This is a genomic window from Saprospiraceae bacterium, from assembly GCA_016719615.1.
Classification (GTDB): domain Bacteria; phylum Bacteroidota; class Bacteroidia; order Chitinophagales; family Saprospiraceae; genus Vicinibacter.
In genome coordinates, this window is the sequence record JADJYQ010000005.1 from 684,274 (window position 1) to 703,096 (window position 18,823).

The window sequence follows — 18,823 nt, forward strand, 5'->3', positions numbered from 1 at the left end:
GCTAAGCAATAGAGATTACAGCGCAAAAATGCCCTTAATACCTTATTTTTGCCTTCTTATAACATGAAAAGATTATTATACTTCATCGGGTTTATTGGAATTTTGGCAGCCTGTAAGGATGAAAACCAAATTGATCCTGAGTTTCTTACCGGGAAATGGATTGTTCAGCAAGCCTTTCGAAATGAAAAGTTAACCAATACTTTAGAAGGGGCTTTCTTCTTTTTCGATGGTTCGATTATGACTTCCAATTTTTTAGGTGTTGAACAACAGGCCCATTATGTGCTTAAAAAAAATGATCTACAACTCACAAAAGGATTGGATTATACGTTTCATTTAAAAAAGCAAGGAGATCATCAACTCGAACTAAAAGTTGAAATTCAGAAAACACTCTTTGTATTTAAGTTGAAGAAAGAATGAATTGGAAATGTAGTTGGATAATCGCATGCTATCTAATCTTCAGTTTCAGCAATTTATTTGCGCAGGAAGCCTTTGTTCAGGGTTCCAATTTTTTTGCCGCCGGTCACACGCCTTATTTGGATTTGCGCATTTACATCAGTGACAAAAAGTGGAGTAAAAGCTACACTGCAGATAGCTTGATGAGTATGTCTGTCGAATTGACGCTCATCTTAAAAAGAGCAGACGAGATTATCAAAGCCAACAAACTTCAACTACAGACACCTCTCTCTAAATCAGCATTGCCATTTTTTCATTCAGAAAAATGGGAAATTCCGCCCGGCAAATATACTCTGGAAACAAATTTAAAAGATGTCAATAACCCTGCAATTGAACTTGGTTTGATCGATTCTATTGAGGTTTTGGATAAAAAGAGTCATTGGGCTTTGTCGGATATTCAGTTTTTACAGTATGCCAAATCATCTTCAGACAGCAGCCACCAATTGTATAAAAATGGAATTTACGGCGAGCCTTTGCCATACCAGACTTACCTTGCTCATCAACACATACTGTATGCCTATGTGGAAAGTTATGTAGATCAGGATCCGGAGGCGCCCTATTTTATGAAATTTAATATTATTAAGAAAGATTCCTTCAATCGATATGTGACGGTTAGAGAATGGTATAAAAAAAGGAAATCGGTCAGTATAGAACCTCATTTTATTCAACAGGATATCAGTGAACTAACAAGTGGTAGTTATGTCTTGAAGGTAGAGTTGATGAATGCTGATAAAACGGTACTAGATGTCAGACAAAGTAATTTTATTCGTGAAAATCCATTTTGGGACAGAATCCACTATTTGTTTACAAGCAGGAAAGATGACAAATTATTTTTTGATACGATTCAGATGGAGCTGGTTGATTATGGTGTGCGGGCTGTCCATCCATTGATCTCTGGAGTAGATGTTTCTACTTTGAATCAACTTCTCAAAGAGAAGAAAGAGGAAGAAAAAAGAATGTTTTTGTTTACTTATTTTACCGAACGCGCGGATACGGCTCGTTTTGCATTTATAAATTATTTGAAACTCGCCCGGTTTTTGGATGAGGAATTTAAATCTGGATTTGGTTATGGATTTGAAACCGACAGGGGGATCATGTATTTGCGTTATGGTAAGCCGGATGAAATCATAAAAGAAGATAAAGACAACGGCGCATTCCCCTATGAAATATGGAAGTATCATAAAGTTGCAAAAGGCGGACAAACCAATGTCAAATTTTTATTCTACAATCCCGATCTGGCAGGAAGTGATTTTCGACTTTTACATTCGACGGCAATAGGCGAGCGATTCAATCGAAAATGGGAAATTGAATTGTACAAAAATGCTCCAAATGAAGTCAAAGGGGATAATTTTTTTGATGCAGCTGAAATGCAATCAAACATTAATCGCCGAGCCAGAGAGTATTTTGAAAATTGAAAGTTAGTCACTTTGGAGATCCGAAGATTTATATTTTTTATGAGCAAACTTCGCACGCCTAATAAAATACTTTCTGAAGGAAATTAGGAGCTTTTCTGAAACCGACCACCAAAAAAAAAGCAATGGACCAACAAATCAACATAGCGCTCAGCCAAGTAAATATATTTGTTTTGAAATCCGGACTGATCGTTATGTCCAAAGAAAGCCTATTGTCCTATCTTTGCCTCTTATTTTTCATTCAACAGTAAAAATATATGATAGTATTAGACGGTAACAAATTATCTGCTTTAATCCGTAAGGAGATTCAGGATAAGGTACGTTTGTTTTGTCAAAATGATGTTCGTCCACCACATTTAGCTGCTGTTTTGTTGGGTGATAATCCAGCAAGTCAGGCATATGTGCGCAATAAAATCAAAGCCTGCGATGAAGTGGGTTATGCATCGACGCTTATCAAAAAACCAGCGACGACCAGTCAGGAAGAATTGTTGTATGTCATTAAATCTTTAAACGAGGACCCGGATATTGATGGATATATCGTTCAACTTCCATTGCCGCGCCATATAGATGAACATGCTGTTAATCTGGCCATTGATCCCGCAAAAGATGTTGACGGTTTTCATCCTTACAATTTTGGAAAAATGGCCTTGGGTTTGCCTTCTTTCTTGCCCGCCACTCCAATGGGAATCATGATGATGCTCGATCGATACCAGATTGAAACAGAAGGTAAACATTGTCTGGTCTTAGGCCGAAGTAACATAGTAGGGACGCCAATTGCTTTAATGATGTCTAAAAAATCAAAACCGGGAAATGCCACCGTAACGATTGCACATAGTAAGACAGATCATTTGGCCTACTTTTGCAGACAAGCGGATATCATCATTGCAGCTTTGGGAATCCCATTATTTTTGAAAGCAGATATGGTAAAGGATGGAGTTGTAGTGATCGATGTGGGTATTAATCGAATGGAAGATGCTTCCAGCTCCAAAGGTTATAGACTGGTGGGGGATGTCGATTTTGAAGCCGTTTCACGTAAAGCAGCAGCGATATCTCCAGTGCCGGGAGGCGTTGGCCCAATGACGATAACCGCACTGGTTGAAAATACGTGGAAAGCTTTTTCTAAGAAAGTTTGAGAATAGAAATGCCACAAGTATCCTTTACTTTATTCATAAATTCCGAGTTGCAGGATTTGCACATTGCCATGTTATATGAATTGGGCGTAGAGGCTTTCATACAGCAGGATGAAAGCATAGAAGCTTTTGTGGATCTTCAGCGTTTGGAAATTCAAAATGCCATAGAGAATTATTGCAATAAACACGATATTGCATTCACCCGGCAACTTCACCAGGTTAGAGATTGGAATGCACTGTGGGAATCTCAATTTCATTCCATTTGCATCAAGGATCAATTGTTGGTGCGGGCTCCTTTTCATCCAACAGATCCGGGTGTAAAACATGAACTCATCATCGCACCTAAAATGGCCTTTGGCACCGGACATCATGAAACCACATCTATGATCCTGGAATGGATGACCACAAAGGATTTTAAAGGGATGCAAATTTTGGATTTTGGTTGCGGAACCGGAATCCTGGGCATTTATGCTTTGTTAAAAGATGCGCAAAATGTTGTGTTTATAGACAATGATCCTTTAGCCATCGAAAACGTACAGGAAAATTTATTGATCAACAAATTAAAACCTCAGCTGACGATTTTAGGGGACGCCAATAGTATTCCTGATGAATCGTTCCATATCATACTGGCCAATATAACCAGAAATGTATTAATAGAAAGCTTAGCTAATCTGGCGAAGTCAATGAAATCCGGGGGTATGATTGCTTTATCAGGATTTTTGGAATCGGATAGAGAGGATATGGAGAAAAATTTACAACAGAATGGATTGAAATTGCATTCCATCCATCAAAAGTCTGATTGGCTTTGTATTATTGGGGAAACATAAGTGCTCCTTCAAAATTTTTAAGTCCTTCGTAAACGAGATCTGTTGGCAATCCCATGATGTTTGCATAACTGCCGGAAATTTCAGAGATCTTGCATAAACCAATCCATTCTTGAACTGCGTAAGAACCCGCTTTATCAAATGGAAGATAAGTATCAATATACCAGCTGATTTCTTCATGATTCATAGCTCTGAAGTATACCTCAGAACTTCCTGTAAATGAAATTTGTTTTGTCGAATCGCTAAGACAAACTCCTGTGTCTACTCTGTGCTTTTTGCCGGAAAGGCTGGCTAACATATGATAGGCTTCTGTTCTGTCTTGGGGTTTGCCAAAAATCTTATGCCCGAGTATAACTATTGAATCCGCAGTAAGCGCGATCTCATCCTTTTTCAAAAAAGGCAGCGCCCTTAAATTTTTTTCGATGGCAATGTGTTGGGCAACTTTAAATGCAGGCATTCCTTCCGGAATACTTTCATCAAATTCAAGATGGATAGTTTCAAACCAGAAACCTGCTTCTTCAAGTAACTGTTTTCTTCTCGGTGAAGATGAAGCCAGAATGATTTTTCGGTGGTTGATTTTTTGATTCATTTAAACAGGGTCCAATAAATTAATCCGCTTAACATAAAACACTTTAATCCTAAACTCACTAAAGTAATACGTCTTTTGAGTAGCGGTTTAAAAATAAATATACTTAGAACAATGACGGGCAAAACAATGAATAAAAATAAGTAAATCAAATGTTGTTTGCTGTAAAATTGGTAAATATGAAAACTTAAAATGAGAATAAGAATGATCCAGAAAAATTGGGCAATTTTTAGTGCATTTGGTTTGCCGTAATAAACAGCAGTTGAATTACAGTTTTGTGTTGCATCTGATTCCATGTCTTCCATGTCTTTGAAAATCTCTCTGATGAAATTAACCAAAAATGCAAATAATGCCAACATGAGAATTGGGTAGATCAAACTAAGCCACAAATAAAAATCCAGGGCCCGCAAAATTTTTAAGGAAGGCCAAAAAGCAAAAGGAATTATCAAAATGACTCCACAAGTAAATGCAGATACAGCAATATTTCCAACAATAGGCGAACATTTTAACTTCCATGAATACAGAAATAATAATAATGCGGATAAAGGATTCAAAAAAATAGCCTCCCACCGATTCGTTTTGTCTGCAAGCCAAACCGTAAGCATAATTCCCAAGGCCACTGTTAAAAAATAAAGAATCCAGGCATCTCTCAGCTTTATATAATTTGGGATGGGATTTTTCAGAGGGATCGCTGCGTCAAGTTTTGAATCAAATATATTGTTGATGATAAAGCCACCCGCAGCAATGAGAAGTGTATTGATACTTAAATAAAAAAAATCCAAATTTGAAAGGGTTTCAGGTTCGGGCGGTAGATGTGCTTTTAAATGAAAATGGTAAACCCATTGCTGACAGGCAAAAATGAGGAGTAGATTCGGAAATCTGATCAGCGAGATCCAGGCTTTTAAAGCCATTTTTCTTGAGCTTGTAAAATTTTTTCGAGGAGATCTCTAACACAACCTTGACCGCCTGCTATTGGTGAAACATATTTTGCAATCTTTAGAATTTCCGGAACTGCGTCTGATGGGCAACTTGCTAATCCAACTTCTTGCATGACTTCAAGATCAGGAATATCATCGCCCATGTAAGCAATTTGGTCAGCGGATAATTGCCATTGCTCAAGGAGACCCAGAAATACTTCAAGTTTATTTTCAATGCCAAGATAAATATCCGTAACGCCCAATAATTCGAATCTTCGCCTGGAGCCTTCAGATTTACCTCCTGAAATAATTCCTATTTTAAAACCTTCCAGAAGCGCTTTTTTGATAGCATATCCGTCTCTTACATTCATCATTCTGAAAAATTCGGATTGGTCTGTGACCAGAATGGAATTGTCAGTACAAACGCCGTCAATATCGAGAACAATTCCTTTTATAGAAAAGAAACGATCATATACATTCATGATGAGTAATTAGGATTTATTATCGCGAAATTCATAAACCCATTTTGCTTGAATTTGCTCCAAATGGGCCTCATTGCAATCTTCTCTGCGGCCGGTAAAATTTGGAATTTCCAAGACCCATTCAATCAATTCCGTAAAACGAATGCGGTAAATTTTGGATTCATCAAAAGCAGGGCCAAATCTTTCATATAGACAGATTGCAATGTCCTCGTGATCCGCCCAATCAATGGGTAAGTTTTCAATAGCATCGAAAGCCATATTCATTTAAAATTTAGTGTTCGTGGCCAATAATCCTTCTTTGATCAGGTATTTCGACAACAATCTCTGCCGATTCATCCAAAATGATGCATTGACATGCTAATCTGGATTCAAGCCTCGGATTGATCGCACGATCAATAAAATCTTCCTCTTTGTCGCTGATTTCTTCCAGAAATTTAGCTCCTTCATTGACATAAATATGGCAGGTCGAACAAGCACACACGCCGCCGCAATTGTGATTGAGGTGTATGTCCTGTTCTTCGGTAATCTCCAATATGGATTTATCTAACCCATCTGAGTTTACCGTCTTTTCAGGTATGCTGTTGTCTTCAAATTTGAATCTTATGATAGCCATAGGGAATGGTGCCACTAAAACAACTCATGGGTCAAAAGGTTTATGGCAAAATTTGTTGAATTCCTTTAAAAATGCCGAATTTGTCAATGGCTTTCTATTTTATGTTATATATTTAATTTTGAATTCGATCAATACTTATGGAAGAAATCATCAAAATAGGGGACAATAAAAAATATAAGTTTAGGGAAATCAGAGTTTATGCCTCCACCGAGTGGTTGGCTGATAATAAGAAAAAATACAGGCAGGTGTTCGATCGATTTGCAACATCTTATATCTACGTCGAACTTTCGTTTATTAATAAGTGGTTTGATCGGGAATCATGGGAGACGGAAATAGAATTGCGCTGTTTTAGCTTGATCAAAACTAAAAAAGAAGTTTGCAATTTGAACTTTAGAAGAAAAATTTCAAAATTCGATCACACGGTTCATATTCGTGAAGGTTGGGGCAATAAAAAAGAAGGCTCGTTTTGGAAAAAAGGCACCTACTGTTGGGAGGCTTATATGGATGGCGAAAAAGTTGGAAGCAGGTATTTTTATGTGGAGGACCCGGGAGCTAGCCAGGCTGATACAGGAAATCCATATGTTGAGCTTCAATCTTTGCGATTATACGAAGGCCCCTTCGAAGACATTCCAGTTGAACAAAGGCGATTTTTGAAGATTTTTGAAGGAGAAGAAACGCGATATGTATATGCAGAACTCATTTTAAAAAATAATTGCAATCAAGCAAATTGGCAATGCGAATTGTTTATCAAGTTCCTCAATGAATCAAGAGAACTGAAAGGACAGGTGATCCGCCTTGTGCCCGTGCGAAAAGAAGATGAAAATATTTTTATAACGGCTGGATGGGGTTCAAATGTGAAAGGATCTTGGTGGGAGGGATTGTACACGGTAGAAGTCGTATTTCTGGATCATTTGCTGGCGGTAATGCCATTTGAAATTGGCTTCGGATTTGAAGAAGGGATTCCTCCAATAACTTTACCCTATAAATCTGATCCCATTCTTTTGCCAGGACACGAAGTCTATGAGGAAAGTCTTGAAGAGGTATTAGATGAGTTGAACCAATTGATTGGTTTGCAGGAAATCAAAAAACAAGTCAAAGAGCATACCCAATATGTTAAGTTTTTACAATTAAGAGAGGAAAAGGGAATCCATGAATTGGAAAAATTGGCCCTACATTCTATATTTTATGGCAATCCCGGTACAGGTAAAACGACCATTGCAAAAATGATGGGCAGACTATACAAGAAAATGGGCGTTTTGAGCAAAGGACATGTTTATGAAGCGGATCGCGCGGAATTGGTAGGAGAATATATTGGACAAACAGCTCCAAAAGTCAAAGAAGTTATCGAAAAAGCCCGGGGTGGGGTCTTGTTTATTGATGAAGCATATGCATTGGCCCGCACGAATGACGACAGCAAAGATTTTGGTCGCGAAGTGATCGAAATTTTAGTAAAAGAAATGTCGAATGGCGATGGTGACATTGCGGTTATCATGGCGGGTTATCCTAAAGAAATGAAATATTTTTTGGATTCAAATCCAGGTTTGAAATCTCGCATCAAATTGTTTTTTGAGTTTCAGGATTATCTGCCTCAGGAACTTTATGAAATTGCTGAATTCGCGATGTTAAAAAAAGCAGTGAGTTTTAATGAAGATGCTAAAGAAGATTTGCATCATTTGATATTAGACGCTTTTCGAAACAGAGATCATACTTTTGGGAATGCAAGATTCGTATTCGATTTGGTCGATAAAGCGAAAATAAATCTGGGAATACGAATCATGAATGGTGAAGCACCCGGTGATGCAGATGTTGATTCTTTAAGCTTAATCACCATAGAGGATGTGCGAAAAATACATTTGGAACGATTGCGTTCGAAGCCACTCATTCCCATTGATCAGGAATTATTAGACCTCGCCATGTCCGAACTCAATAGACTGATCGGTATAGAAAATGTTAAAAAAGAAATTAGGGAATTGGTAAAAATTGTTCAGTTCGCCAGAAAATCCGGAAAGGAAGTTTTAAATCAACATTATTTACACACCGTGTTTCTTGGAAATCCAGGTACCGGAAAAAGTACAGTGGCAAGAATTATTGCTAAAATTTATAAAGCTTTAGGTATTCTCGAAAGAGGTCACATGCTTGAAACAGACCGCCAGGGGCTTGTTGCAGGTTATCTTGGCCAATCAGCCATCAAGACTTCTGAAAAGATCGAGGAAGCGATGGGTGGCGTTTTATTTATTGATGAAGCTTATGCTTTGACAAGTACTGGTCAGACTCATGCTGATTATGGAAGTGAAGTCATTCAAACGCTTTTGAAACGAATGGAAGATCAGCGCGGTCAATTTTTTGTTTTTGTAGCCGGATATACGGAACCCATGGAAGCTTTTCTAAAGTCAAACCCAGGCTTGAGTAGTCGATTCGATAAAATTTTAAAATTTGAAGATTATTCAGAAGAAGAGCTTTTTTTAATCGCTTTAAAAATGTTTAATGATGCAGATCTCCGAATTTCAGATGCTGCAGAAACCCATTTGAAATCCTATCTCGCCTATTTATTCCATTCAAAAGATAGATTTTTTGGTAATGCAAGATTGGTCAGATCCATTTGCGAAGAAATTATTCGTTACCAGAATATTCGATTATCAAATTTGGACGAAGCGGAACTTCAATTGGTCAGCCAAAATATCATAGAGTTGGAAGACGTGCAATCTTTCGTTCCCGGTAAGGATCGCAGAGATGTCTTTAACAGACCTCGTTTAGGTTTTATGAAATAAAGTCATGCCATGTTTGCTTTTAGCCAAATAAGCCAATGCTCCAGGGTTTGAAACGATAAGGAATAAACACAAAATTTCCTTTCGTAATTTTCGGAGATTTAAAAAGAAAGCCTAAACGTTGTGTTTCCAGACTGCATTGGACTTCTGGCCAATGAATGATTTCTTTCCATGCGCGATTCATTCCTTTTGACCAATGAATGTCATCCAATACGAAAACAGAATTTGCAGATAAGGAAGCAAGAATCCGTTTTGAATATTTCAAAGTGGCTTCGTAATGATGATCGCCATCTAAAAAAACAAGATTATAGCTTTCAAGTTGATGGTCTTTTAAAAATTCTGAAAACAAGAGGTTTATTACATGGATGTTATTGATTTGATATTTATCAAAAGTCTGTTTACAATATTCTGCGAGGAATGTATTGCCTTCAACGGTTGTCAACAATTGTTCCCTGTTTCCTAATGCCATTGCTAAACTACTCATACCTAAGCAACTTCCTAACTCAAGGCTCTTTTGCGGTTTTAAATAATAGACCAAGCGGTATAATATTTCATAATGTGACGGCTGACTTATTGCTTTGGCGGCAAAGGTTTTTACCTGTTTCAATGATTGTTGATGCAAACTACCGAATTCACTGCTCGGAATTTCATGAGCATCATCCATGATCTGCCGCCAGTATTGTTCTATGGTTCGAAAATCATAATAGATGCGATCAGCATCAAAAACAGCATTCAGAAAATGATGAATAAATGGAGAATGGATTTGAAAAATGGTTTTTGATTTTACATAATAGTTAAAGTAGATTTCTAATCGGTCTGCGAATAACTTTAAATTCATTGATTCTCTTGCGTTTCTTTATATTTGTAAAAAATATAATTTATGCACAAAGGTAGCACCCACCTTATTTTTATACTTTTTTTTAATTTCATAGCGCAATTTACTGCGGCGCAATATAATTGGACGCACAAAACAACCAACAAATCATTTTATAGTGGCATACCCGTGGCATGTGCAGACATCAATGGCGATGCATTGGATGATTTATTGATCCTCGATCAGGCAAAACATTTATGGATGGGACTGCAATTGGGTTCCGGCGAATTTTTTTGGCAGTCTTTAGATTATCATAACACCTTCCCGGCCTGGTCTATTAATGTAGCGGATATCGATCGCAACGGTTTTAATGATATTTTAATCAGTGGGGAGAGAACTCAGGTGCATATTTTATATCAAAATGCATCCGGGTTTACAAAAACTTTGATAGACGATACTTATTTTTTATCTCAGGCTGCAGCAATTTATGATTTGAACCGCGATGGCTGGCTTGATTTTACACTTTGTGACGACAATGAAGTCAACAGAATCTACATGAATAATGGCGCAGGTTTATTGCAACGCGATCTTAATATCATTCAAATGGGTTTTGCGGATCCAAGTTTTGATGCAGGAAATTATGGTTGTATTTGGACGGATTTGGAAAATGACGGCGACCCGGATTTATATATATCAAAGTGCAGAGCTGGCGTAGAAGACAGTACGGATCCCAGGCGATTAAATCAGTTATGGTTATATGATCAAGGGAAATGGAGTTCATCAGCGGATTTGTATGGCTTGGATATTGGAGATCAAAGTTGGATAAGCATTTTCGAAGATTTTGACAATGATGGCTTGAAAGATTGTCTGGTCATCAATCATTACACTCCTTGCCGATTATTCAGGCAGAAATCAGATCATGGATTTGAAGAAATTACTCTTGCTTCCGGTTTTAACTCCGGCGCCATTATCATTCAGGCAATTCCTGCCGATTTTGACAATGATGGGGATATCGATGTTTTAGTTTCAGGCAATGCCTCCGAATTATGGTTGAATGATGGACACATGCATTTTACAAAAGTACACACGCCCTTACAAGATGCAAATTTTAGCACTTGTGCATATGGAGATTTTAACTCCGATGGATTTATTGATATTTATGCATTACATGCGGATTTACTCAATACTCCCAACAATCAAAAAGATCAGTTGTGGATCAATTCAGGAAATGAAAATCATTTTATTAAATTTACTTTAAAAGGTAAAAACTCCAATATAAATGGCATTGGAGCACGCATAGTTGTATATACCGGTTCGCTTTTTCAATCGAGAGAATTACATGGGGGAGAAGCATTTGGGATTCAAAATTCACTTAATGTTCATTTTGGACTTAAAAGTTTTTCTAATGTCGATAGTCTGATGATTTATTGGCCTTCAGGAATTATTGATAAACACTTTAAATTGTCTGCAGATAAACATTATGTCGTTGAAGAAGGCCGATGTATTCGGGAATTAGGAGCGGGAATTGAAAGAAAAGTCGTTTATTATTGTGATCAAATAGATACCCTTATCAGTGCTTCTGGAAATTACGCTCAAGTTCATTGGAATACTGGATCAAACTTAGATTCCATTCGGGTTCAAGAAGAGGGATTGTTTTTTTATTCGGCTCTTGACAGCAACCAATGTTTGCAGATTTCAAATCACATTGCATTTATTCGAAATCCGGTTCAATCGTTTTCTTTAAGCCACAATTATGATTTTATTTTGTGTAATGCTGAGTTTTTAGAATTGTCTGTGATGCCTGCCGCAGCTGTGGTTTGGTCTGATCAGCGCACAGCGCAAAAAATTGTAGTAAGCCAAACCGGAAAATATTTTGCAAAAGCAAAAGGATTTTGTGAAGACGTTTATACGGACACTTTGAATCTCGTGATCGCTCCTCCTGTTTTACCACCAACCATTCTTAGCGATACTTTAATTTCCAAAGCACCTGCTATTTTAAAATCTGATGCAGAAGAAACTTTGTGGTATGAAAATGAAAATGATTTAATTCCGGTTTTCTCAGGAAGCACTTTTGTAACTGATAGCCTGGAAGCTAGTCGAACTTATTGGGCAGAAACTTATAAAAATTTTGTTTATCCTTTTGTGCATGGCGGACTGTATAAGCCCTTATTCAATAATTCTGCATATCATGCCTCATTTCTCAATGCGCAAATGCATTTTAATGTTTATCAAGATATTTTTCTGGATTCCATAAGCCTATATACTGATTTTCCCGGTATGAGAATTATTGATTTGCTCAATGATCTCGGAATGCGAATTGGCACTAAGGAGGTTTATTTGGTGGAAGGAAAAAATCAGGTCTATTTGGGTTTTTTAATTCCTGCATCCGATAAACTATATACCCTTACTACTAATCTCGAACAAAATCAGAGGTCATTTGGTGAAAATAGCCCTAAACTTCAAAGGAGTGATGTCGGATTTTATTATCCTCTTTTTATTCAAGACAAAATCCGTCTGTTGACATCCAACAATGGCGATAGTTATTATTATTATTTCTATGATTGGGTCATTCGAAAACCCGATGTTCAATGTTTAAGTGAACGTGTAGAGGTCAAGGTTTTATACGAACCTGTGATTTCACACGAGTTGGAAAAAACGGATCAAAAAATAGTCCACAGAAAAGGCGAATTTATGCTTATTTCAAGCCAATCCTTCAAATTTGGGTGGTCCGTCAATTCATTAGATGGTCGATGCATATCTATTGGGGAAAGTGTATCCAATTCATGGATCAAAATACCAGATTTAAATTCAGTTGCTTATATTATAAATGCAAATTTGGGCGGGAAGCGTCTGGTTTCAAAATTCAATGATATATCACGATGAACTACGATATAAATACGCGTGCTTGCTTTGAAGCTAAATTATTGGCATATGATCGATTCAAATTCAAAAGATGGGTGGCTAATGGGACTCGAACCCACGACCCTCGGAACCACAATCCGATGCTCTAACCAGGCTGAGCTATAGCCACCAGTTTGTTTAGAATGGGCTGCAAATATAGAATAATTTTTAAGTCATGCAAAGCTTTGAATTACTGACCGGGTTGTGCCTGTAAAACAAAAGTTCTGCTGACAGGATTCAATGGCGTATTGACCGGATTTCCGGAAGAGTCCACTAATGTAAGTTTTAAAGTATGTTCGCCCATGGGCAAATTCTTTAAATAATAAGCTTGCCACTTGTCTATAGTGAATTCTTTTCCAGCAACTTCAGCTTTCACTTTATACTGTTCACCCAGCTTGCAATTGACCAAATAAAAATCCAACATGATATTTTTAGCATCTTCCCCAATGTATGAGCCTTTTGGTCTGGAATAAAATAGCATAGGATCATTAACAGGTTCTACTTTTTTGAATGAACTATCTTGAATGGTGGCTTTTAAAACCACAGATGCCTGAGTTGTTTTGATGCTTTCGTGATAAGATCTCGACAAAAATGATAAGATGTAATGAATCCCATCTGAGATTAGGTAATGAAAAGAGCTGTCATATTTTGCTTCGTATGGTTTATCGTCAACGATGAGATGGATATGTTGGCCCTGAGCTGAGTTTGCACACATTTTTTGCGGCGCATCTGAAGTCTGTTCCCCTAATTTATAATCGCCTGTAATCTGGTAAGTAAATTGTCCTTTTTGGTAATCCATCGACGCAATTCCGGCATTTGGAAACTCAGCAGAAGCATCGGAAGGCAGAAGCTCTATATCTGCTGGATTTTCCGGAGAATTATTGCTTTCTTTTGGCTTGCACTGGGTCATTAAAGATGCAATTCCAAGAACAAAAACAGAAATTTTTAATATATGCATACCGCTCATTTTTTGTATTTGAATCCAAACTTACAAAAATTAAAAGCGAGAATTCTTAATGTTTTTCAAATGAGATTCATTCATTGATATATTTTCAAGGATTGTTAGGCATTTGTCGAAAGGAATCCGTTTAACTCTTTTAAATATCCTTGTATATTTGCAGCCGATTGCAAATAATGCGCTCAGGAGGAATGGCAGAGCGGTTTAACGCGGCGGTCTTGAAAACCGTTGACTGTAACAGGTCCGGGGGTTCGAATCCCTCTTCCTCCGCTTCTTTAAAGAATTTCCAAAATCCCTGTTTTCGGGCTTGATGAGCTCAGAATCCCTTTTCCTTAATATTCATTGAAAAAAGGCTTGGTCTTCCTCCCTGCCTGCCCAATGCAGAAATTTTAATTGCAATAGAGAACTTATTTTGGTGAGGAGCCTGAACTTCCAGCCAAACGCAAGCTTAGCAAGGAAATCTAATCTGCCAGCTGATTTCTATGAGCAGCAGTCTTTCTTTAGCCATTAGCACATGCCAAATCGAAATTGGGTCCTAAAATAGAGACATATGAATTTCAATTAGAAATGGAATGTTTATAAATTTCTCTATCCAAGAGGGGGGGTGAAAACACCCCGGTGTTTTCACCCCCTTAAATAGTGAAAACACCCTTTTTTAAAAGAAATACACGGTTTTTATAATAAGTATATTGCAGATAATCAACGATTTATATTTAAAAATAAGATTCTTCGTTTTTTAATACAAATTTTGTTAATTACATTTGGAGAAATATTTTTCCCAATTATGAAAAAATTATCCCTCCAGCCCTATTTATCTGCTTTTGTAATAATCTTTATGCTTTTTGGTTTATGTATGTCAAATTCATTGTTGGCACAAAAAGAAAATGGTCCTTCGCAACAAAACTTGAACCCTGGTTCAGCCGCTTTTGACAAAATACCTTATAAAGATATGATTCGGATGGTCGCTAAATACCGGGACCAAAGGCAGGCCATTATCAATGATACATTTTCAGGTACCAATCCGGGTCAGTATGGTGCTAATTTTGCCGATAGTAGGTATTTTACCTTTGATTTACAAAAGCTCAAGGATTTTATTGCTGCTGTCGAAGATCAGGTGAAAGAGAATAATTTGTCTGTCAATTTTTCAGGTTTGCGAGTTTACCCAATTGTTTATCCGGAAGTAGGAACTTCTGAATATTCAGATTCCATTCCTTATAGTCACAGAAATCATCTTTCTATAATGTTTGTCCCAACCTACAGAAACGAAGTTGGAGAAGACATAGATTTCGATCCTGATTTGTTTGAAGTGAATCCTAATGGCCCCTGGAATGCTCCTAAATCATTGTTTAAACCCGAAAATATGTCTGAAACTGACTTTCTGAACTGGCTTTTTGGTCAGAATGATGCCGTCAAAGCTTTCACTGGTTTAAACCACGCAGGTTTATGTCCACCGCCCAACCCTTGTACTTCTTCTTCATTATTAAAAAATGCAGATGTTTTATGTCCCATTAATTCAGGTTGCCAATACTAAGCGCTTAAACTTTTCGTAAAGCGTGGCTAGTATATTACAAGATGTTGCCATTGCTTCAGAAGCACTATGTTTGATCATAAGCCTATACTTTTTTAGGAAACTATCAGGCACGACGCTACATACACTTCCCTATATTCTGGGCTTCATATTTGTCAGTGATCTTTTAGGTATTATTCTTACCCAATCAGTATTTAAAGCCAATAAACTGGCATTTAACTTGCCATATTACAATTTGACGACGAGTATCATTATTGTCATGTGGACCTATTTATTGATCCGTAACCTCAAAGTTGGAGTCTGCAGAATAATATTGACCGTAGCATTGGGTATCTATCTCTTGTTTTTCGCTTTGAATATCGCGTTTATTCAAATACTTTTTAAATCACTGCATACCTACAGTTTTACTTTAGGTTCCATAGTACTATGCATGGCTGCAGTTTGTTATTTAAAACAATTGGTAGAAAGCGATCGCATCATTCAATTGAAAAAGGATGTCATGTTTTGGATTGCTGTAGGCTTGTTTTCATTTTATATGATCAACATACCTTATATGGCAATGTATAATTACCTATTCGAACATTACATTGATTTACTTTCAGCCATGCGTAAAGTCACTATATTTTTAAGCTACTTTATGTATTTGTGCATATTTTTCGGATTGCTATGCTTGAAAGAGAAGTCATTTTCAGTATCATCATAGGCTGCCTGGTTGTAGCCATCCTGTTTATACTTTTATTGGGTTTCTTGCTTTATTATCTCAGAAATAAGAACAGGTTTATCCGTGAAAAGGAGGAATTAAAAAACAAATATCAACTAGAGCTGACCCGGGTGGAATTGGAGATTCAGGAAGAGACCTTAAAACAAATTGGATTTGAACTTCACGATAATATTGGGCAGTTGGTTACCATTGCCAAAATTCAAACCCAATCATTACTCAAACAATACCAGGATGAGCGCTTTCCAAATTTATTTGAGGTGATTAGTAAAGCTTTGGAAGAAATCAGACGTTTGTCAAAATCTTTAGACCCGGGCGCGCTTGCAAAATACCCACTCATTGAATTGTTGACTAAAGATACCGAGCGAATAAACCAAATGAAAATCATAGAGGTCGATCTAAAGGAATCCGGAATTCGTTTTGAAATCGAACAACAAAGAAAAATAATACTTTATCGCGTGATCCAGGAAGTGATAACAAATGCTCTTAAACATGCACAATGTTCAAAGATCCTGATCCAACTGGAATATCTCTTTCATGAATTAATAATTCGGATAGAGGACAATGGCAAGGGTTTTGTACTGACTCAAGGAGAAAATGAAGGCGACATGGGTATCGGAATAAAACATATCAATGGGCGCATTCAACTGATAAATGGAAATATAGAACTAACTTCAAGCCCAGAAAAAGGAACTTTTACAAAATCACTTGTCCGGCAACACCATAGATATGCCTGTAAAAATTGCAATTGTTGATGACCATACGATGATGGTTCAGGCCATTGCCAATTTATTAAATGCCCGGGATGAATTCAAAGTCATCTTTACTTGTCGCAATGGGCGGGAATTAACAGAAAAATTAACTGTTCTGGATCAGTTGCCCGATTTAGTCCTATTGGACATCAATATGCCCCTTATGAACGGTTGGGAAACGGCTGAATGGATTCAAAAGAACTATCCTCAAATGAGGATCTTGTGCCTGACCATGAATGACGATGAAATGTCGGTCATCAAAATGTTTAAAAGTGGCGCAAAAGGATATGTGCTAAAAGATGCCGAGGAAGATGAATTGTTTTTAGCGATTCATTCTGTCATGACCAAAGGATTTTATTATTCAGATTATGTGGCCAAAGTAATGATTGACTCCTTTAAGAGTGAAGGTATTCCGGGCGATTCGCAAATGATGTCACCACTAAAAGAACGCGAAATTGAATTCTTAGTGCTCTGCTGCACGGAATTAAACTATAAACAGATCGCGGATCTTATGCACTTGAGTCCTAAAACTATTGATGGTTATCGAGACGATTTATTTCAAAAACTCCATGTTAGATCCCGAATTGGTTTAGTGCTTCATGCCATAAAGCATGGCTTGGTTCAACCTTAATCCCCTAAAATAACAGGATTTATCCCCTCCGGAAACAGGAAAAACACCCTTTTTAGGTCGGTTCCTGCCAACTAAGTTTGCACTGTCGTTGCGGACATTTGAATGCAATAACCGCGGCGATGTCGGACTCCAGACAAAATGGACATTTGAAAGAGTTCTAGACAAAGGTATTGATGATGAATATTTTATACAGAGTATGAGAAGCTTTTTGAAATTGTTTAGGAAGCTTTTAAGATTTTTAACCCTACAGGTTTTCTTGTCTTTACCCATTATTCTGACCACGACCCCGAATAATCTCAAGAAAACCCTTGTAAACTAGTTCTGAAGTCAGCCGAACCCCCCGCGTTCTGCTGGCTTTTTTTATTGATAGGTGAACGGACAACATTTTTGAAAATTTTCTGTGCTTCAAAATAGAGACTTAAACGCTCTAAAGCCTTATTTGCATAATTAAAATAATGCTCAACTCATAAATAGTCTTAAGCACATCCCGAGTAAGTTTGGAGTATAAAATGGCAGATGATAAGCCTTCATTTAATAATTTTGACTTTGAAAAAATTTGAATTCGGTTTTATATTAATTTTGGCTTCATTCCAAAAGCGATTATGGACTCAAAAAATCTGAAGATAACTTACCAACAATGAATGATGAGTAATTTATACATTAATATTAAACATAATATAAAAAATACCCTTTTCGAGGGGGTACCAAAAACATATTCTTTCTAATTTTGTACCAGCCTAAGGGCATTCTATGTCCGCGCTAAACCAAGACTCATTCATCGATTATGCTAGCAGGGTCTGACTTGGTAAAAGCATTAGGTCGTTTTTATGATCCAATCAATCCTGAGCGTGATGCATGTCAGCACAAAGGTTGCTCTATTGTCCTTCCGGATTGTATTGGTTAGATATTTTAAACCTTTTTTTCACAATATTTTTTAAACCAATACCATGAATAATTTAATTAAATTAATGGCATTTGTATGTTTGATTTTTACGATCAATACAGCCAATGCACAAAGATCGGCCACTGTTACACCAGATGGGCTTATCGTTTTGGATGCTACCTTGCAAGATTTAGCTCCTGAGTATGTTGCAAATCTTTCCAGATTCAATTTTACAAGCTTTCAAGAAGCTAACAATTACTTTTTTAAGTATATTGAAAAATCTGCTGGAAGAGGAATTACATTTTTATTTGATATCGCTAACCAAAAATTGATTATCAGCATCGATGTTGCTAATCAAGGTATGGTTCCTAGAGCAATCTCAAGACCAGTTAATGTAAACGATATCAATTACTATTTGAGAGCTGTTTACGAAGGCCGCATTTAATTCACCAATAA

General features: G+C 37.1%; 18 protein-coding genes and 2 tRNA genes. 12 read left to right on the top strand and 8 right to left on the bottom strand.

The annotated features are described in order from the left end of the window. Positions 1 to 63 precede the first annotated feature (63 nt). The 4 genes from IPM92_12430 (at position 64) to prmA (ending at position 3,822) form a co-directional block, all read left to right on the top strand. Positions 64 to 417: a hypothetical protein gene (locus IPM92_12430; protein MBK9109139.1), complete on the top strand. Its 354-nt coding sequence runs from the start codon at positions 64 to 66 to the stop codon at positions 415 to 417. Continuing rightward, positions 414 to 1,868 (top strand): GWxTD domain-containing protein, encoded by a 1,455-nt coding sequence (locus tag IPM92_12435; protein MBK9109140.1) that lies wholly within the window; start codon positions 414 to 416, stop codon positions 1,866 to 1,868. Before IPM92_12430 ends, IPM92_12435 begins: the two co-directional genes overlap by 4 nt. 254 nt (positions 1,869 to 2,122) lie before the next feature. Then, complete coding sequence (locus IPM92_12440; protein ID MBK9109141.1) at positions 2,123 to 2,998, top strand: bifunctional 5,10-methylenetetrahydrofolate dehydrogenase/5,10-methenyltetrahydrofolate cyclohydrolase; 876 nt, start codon at positions 2,123 to 2,125, stop codon at positions 2,996 to 2,998. A gap of 8 nt (positions 2,999 to 3,006) precedes the next feature. Then, the gene (prmA, locus tag IPM92_12445) at positions 3,007 to 3,822 is read left to right on the top strand and encodes a 50S ribosomal protein L11 methyltransferase (protein MBK9109142.1); all 816 of its coding nucleotides are present in this window, start codon (positions 3,007 to 3,009) and stop codon (positions 3,820 to 3,822) included. Here the strand turns inward: prmA and maf are convergent. From maf to IPM92_12470, 5 genes are read right to left on the bottom strand one after another with little or no spacing between them, the layout of a single operon-like run. Then, positions 3,806 to 4,408 carry a septum formation protein Maf gene (gene maf, locus IPM92_12450; GenBank protein MBK9109143.1) on the bottom strand — a complete coding sequence of 201 codons (603 nt, stop codon included), beginning with the start codon at positions 4,406 to 4,408 and terminating at the stop codon, positions 3,806 to 3,808. The two genes, prmA and maf, sit on opposite strands and share 17 nt — an antisense overlap. Further along, positions 4,405 to 5,316: a UbiA family prenyltransferase gene (locus IPM92_12455; protein MBK9109144.1), complete on the bottom strand. Its 912-nt coding sequence runs from the start codon at positions 5,314 to 5,316 to the stop codon at positions 4,405 to 4,407. The genes maf and IPM92_12455 overlap by 4 nt, the downstream gene beginning before the upstream one ends. Further along, positions 5,307 to 5,804 (bottom strand): HAD-IIIA family hydrolase, encoded by a 498-nt coding sequence (locus tag IPM92_12460; GenBank protein MBK9109145.1) that lies wholly within the window; start codon positions 5,802 to 5,804, stop codon positions 5,307 to 5,309. The genes IPM92_12455 and IPM92_12460 overlap by 10 nt, the downstream gene beginning before the upstream one ends. A gap of 9 nt (positions 5,805 to 5,813) precedes the next feature. Further along, entirely contained in the window at positions 5,814 to 6,062 is a 249-nt protein-coding gene (gene iscX / locus IPM92_12465; GenBank protein MBK9109146.1) for a Fe-S cluster assembly protein IscX, read from the bottom strand. 13 nt (positions 6,063 to 6,075) lie between these two features. Then, positions 6,076 to 6,417 (bottom strand): 2Fe-2S iron-sulfur cluster binding domain-containing protein, encoded by a 342-nt coding sequence (locus IPM92_12470; GenBank protein MBK9109147.1) that lies wholly within the window; start codon positions 6,415 to 6,417, stop codon positions 6,076 to 6,078. Positions 6,418 to 6,554: 137 nt separating this feature from the next. Here IPM92_12470 and IPM92_12475 point away from each other — a divergent pair, with 137 nt between their 5' ends. Continuing rightward, positions 6,555 to 9,185: an AAA family ATPase gene (locus tag IPM92_12475; protein MBK9109148.1), complete on the top strand. Its 2,631-nt coding sequence runs from the start codon at positions 6,555 to 6,557 to the stop codon at positions 9,183 to 9,185. Between the two features lie 19 nt (positions 9,186 to 9,204). Here IPM92_12475 and IPM92_12480 read toward each other — a convergent pair whose 3' ends face one another. After that, on the bottom strand, positions 9,205 to 10,020 hold the full coding sequence (locus IPM92_12480) for a class I SAM-dependent methyltransferase (protein MBK9109149.1): 816 nt from the start codon (positions 10,018 to 10,020) through the stop codon (positions 9,205 to 9,207). A 42-nt stretch (positions 10,021 to 10,062) separates the two neighbouring features. On the opposite strand from IPM92_12480, the gene IPM92_12485 reads away from it, so the two are divergent. Further along, positions 10,063 to 12,879: a CRTAC1 family protein gene (locus IPM92_12485; GenBank protein ID MBK9109150.1), complete on the top strand. Its 2,817-nt coding sequence runs from the start codon at positions 10,063 to 10,065 to the stop codon at positions 12,877 to 12,879. A 73-nt stretch (positions 12,880 to 12,952) separates the two neighbouring features. On the opposite strand, the gene IPM92_12490 is transcribed toward IPM92_12485, so the two are convergent. Then, positions 12,953 to 13,027: transfer RNA gene (locus tag IPM92_12490), tRNA-His, on the bottom strand. A gap of 60 nt (positions 13,028 to 13,087) precedes the next feature. Then, positions 13,088 to 13,855: a phosphopeptide-binding protein gene (locus tag IPM92_12495; protein ID MBK9109151.1), complete on the bottom strand. Its 768-nt coding sequence runs from the start codon at positions 13,853 to 13,855 to the stop codon at positions 13,088 to 13,090. A 185-nt stretch (positions 13,856 to 14,040) separates the two neighbouring features. Here IPM92_12495 and IPM92_12500 point away from each other — a divergent pair. The 6 genes from IPM92_12500 to IPM92_12525 all read left to right on the top strand — a co-directional run bounded on the left by IPM92_12500 (position 14,041) and on the right by IPM92_12525 (position 18,812). Continuing rightward, positions 14,041 to 14,125: transfer RNA gene (locus IPM92_12500), tRNA-Ser, on the top strand. A 514-nt stretch (positions 14,126 to 14,639) separates the two neighbouring features. Continuing rightward, positions 14,640 to 15,386: a hypothetical protein gene (locus IPM92_12505; protein ID MBK9109152.1), complete on the top strand. Its 747-nt coding sequence runs from the start codon at positions 14,640 to 14,642 to the stop codon at positions 15,384 to 15,386. Between the two features lie 22 nt (positions 15,387 to 15,408). Beyond that, the gene (locus IPM92_12510) at positions 15,409 to 16,086 is read left to right on the top strand and encodes a hypothetical protein (protein MBK9109153.1); all 678 of its coding nucleotides are present in this window, start codon (positions 15,409 to 15,411) and stop codon (positions 16,084 to 16,086) included. Beyond that, on the top strand, positions 16,050 to 16,856 hold the full coding sequence (locus IPM92_12515) for a hypothetical protein (protein MBK9109154.1): 807 nt from the start codon (positions 16,050 to 16,052) through the stop codon (positions 16,854 to 16,856). Before IPM92_12510 ends, IPM92_12515 begins: the two co-directional genes overlap by 37 nt. Continuing rightward, positions 16,831 to 17,484, top strand: coding sequence for a response regulator transcription factor (locus IPM92_12520; protein MBK9109155.1), 654 nt, complete (start codon positions 16,831 to 16,833; stop codon positions 17,482 to 17,484). The genes IPM92_12515 and IPM92_12520 overlap by 26 nt, the downstream gene beginning before the upstream one ends. Before the next feature lie 947 nt (positions 17,485 to 18,431). Then, the gene (locus tag IPM92_12525) at positions 18,432 to 18,812 is read left to right on the top strand and encodes a hypothetical protein (GenBank protein ID MBK9109156.1); all 381 of its coding nucleotides are present in this window, start codon (positions 18,432 to 18,434) and stop codon (positions 18,810 to 18,812) included. The last annotated feature ends 11 nt before the right edge of the window (positions 18,813 to 18,823 follow it).

What these genes read in the sequence shown, in the direction of transcription:
- IPM92_12430 (MBK9109139.1), top strand. Translation starts at nt 64, where the DNA reads ATGAAAAGATTATTATACTTCATCGGGTTTATTGGAATTTTGGCAGCC.
- IPM92_12435 (MBK9109140.1), top strand. Translation starts at nt 414, where the DNA reads ATGAATTGGAAATGTAGTTGGATAATCGCATGCTATCTAATCTTCAGT.
- IPM92_12440 (MBK9109141.1), top strand. Translation starts at nt 2,123, where the DNA reads ATGATAGTATTAGACGGTAACAAATTATCTGCTTTAATCCGTAAGGAG.
- prmA (MBK9109142.1), top strand. Translation starts at nt 3,007, where the DNA reads ATGCCACAAGTATCCTTTACTTTATTCATAAATTCCGAGTTGCAGGAT.
- maf (MBK9109143.1), bottom strand. Translation starts at nt 4,408, where the DNA reads ATGAATCAAAAAATCAACCACCGAAAAATCATTCTGGCTTCATCTTCA.
- IPM92_12455 (MBK9109144.1), bottom strand. Translation starts at nt 5,316, where the DNA reads ATGGCTTTAAAAGCCTGGATCTCGCTGATCAGATTTCCGAATCTACTC.
- IPM92_12460 (MBK9109145.1), bottom strand. Translation starts at nt 5,804, where the DNA reads ATGAATGTATATGATCGTTTCTTTTCTATAAAAGGAATTGTTCTCGAT.
- iscX (MBK9109146.1), bottom strand. Translation starts at nt 6,062, where the DNA reads ATGGCTTTCGATGCTATTGAAAACTTACCCATTGATTGGGCGGATCAC.
- IPM92_12470 (MBK9109147.1), bottom strand. Translation starts at nt 6,417, where the DNA reads ATGGCTATCATAAGATTCAAATTTGAAGACAACAGCATACCTGAAAAG.
- IPM92_12475 (MBK9109148.1), top strand. Translation starts at nt 6,555, where the DNA reads ATGGAAGAAATCATCAAAATAGGGGACAATAAAAAATATAAGTTTAGG.
- IPM92_12480 (MBK9109149.1), bottom strand. Translation starts at nt 10,020, where the DNA reads ATGAATTTAAAGTTATTCGCAGACCGATTAGAAATCTACTTTAACTAT.
- IPM92_12485 (MBK9109150.1), top strand. Translation starts at nt 10,063, where the DNA reads ATGCACAAAGGTAGCACCCACCTTATTTTTATACTTTTTTTTAATTTC.
- IPM92_12495 (MBK9109151.1), bottom strand. Translation starts at nt 13,855, where the DNA reads ATGCATATATTAAAAATTTCTGTTTTTGTTCTTGGAATTGCATCTTTA.
- IPM92_12505 (MBK9109152.1), top strand. Translation starts at nt 14,640, where the DNA reads ATGAAAAAATTATCCCTCCAGCCCTATTTATCTGCTTTTGTAATAATC.
- IPM92_12515 (MBK9109154.1), top strand. Translation starts at nt 16,050, where the DNA reads ATGCTTGAAAGAGAAGTCATTTTCAGTATCATCATAGGCTGCCTGGTT.
- IPM92_12520 (MBK9109155.1), top strand. Translation starts at nt 16,831, where the DNA reads ATGCCTGTAAAAATTGCAATTGTTGATGACCATACGATGATGGTTCAG.
- IPM92_12525 (MBK9109156.1), top strand. Translation starts at nt 18,432, where the DNA reads ATGAATAATTTAATTAAATTAATGGCATTTGTATGTTTGATTTTTACG.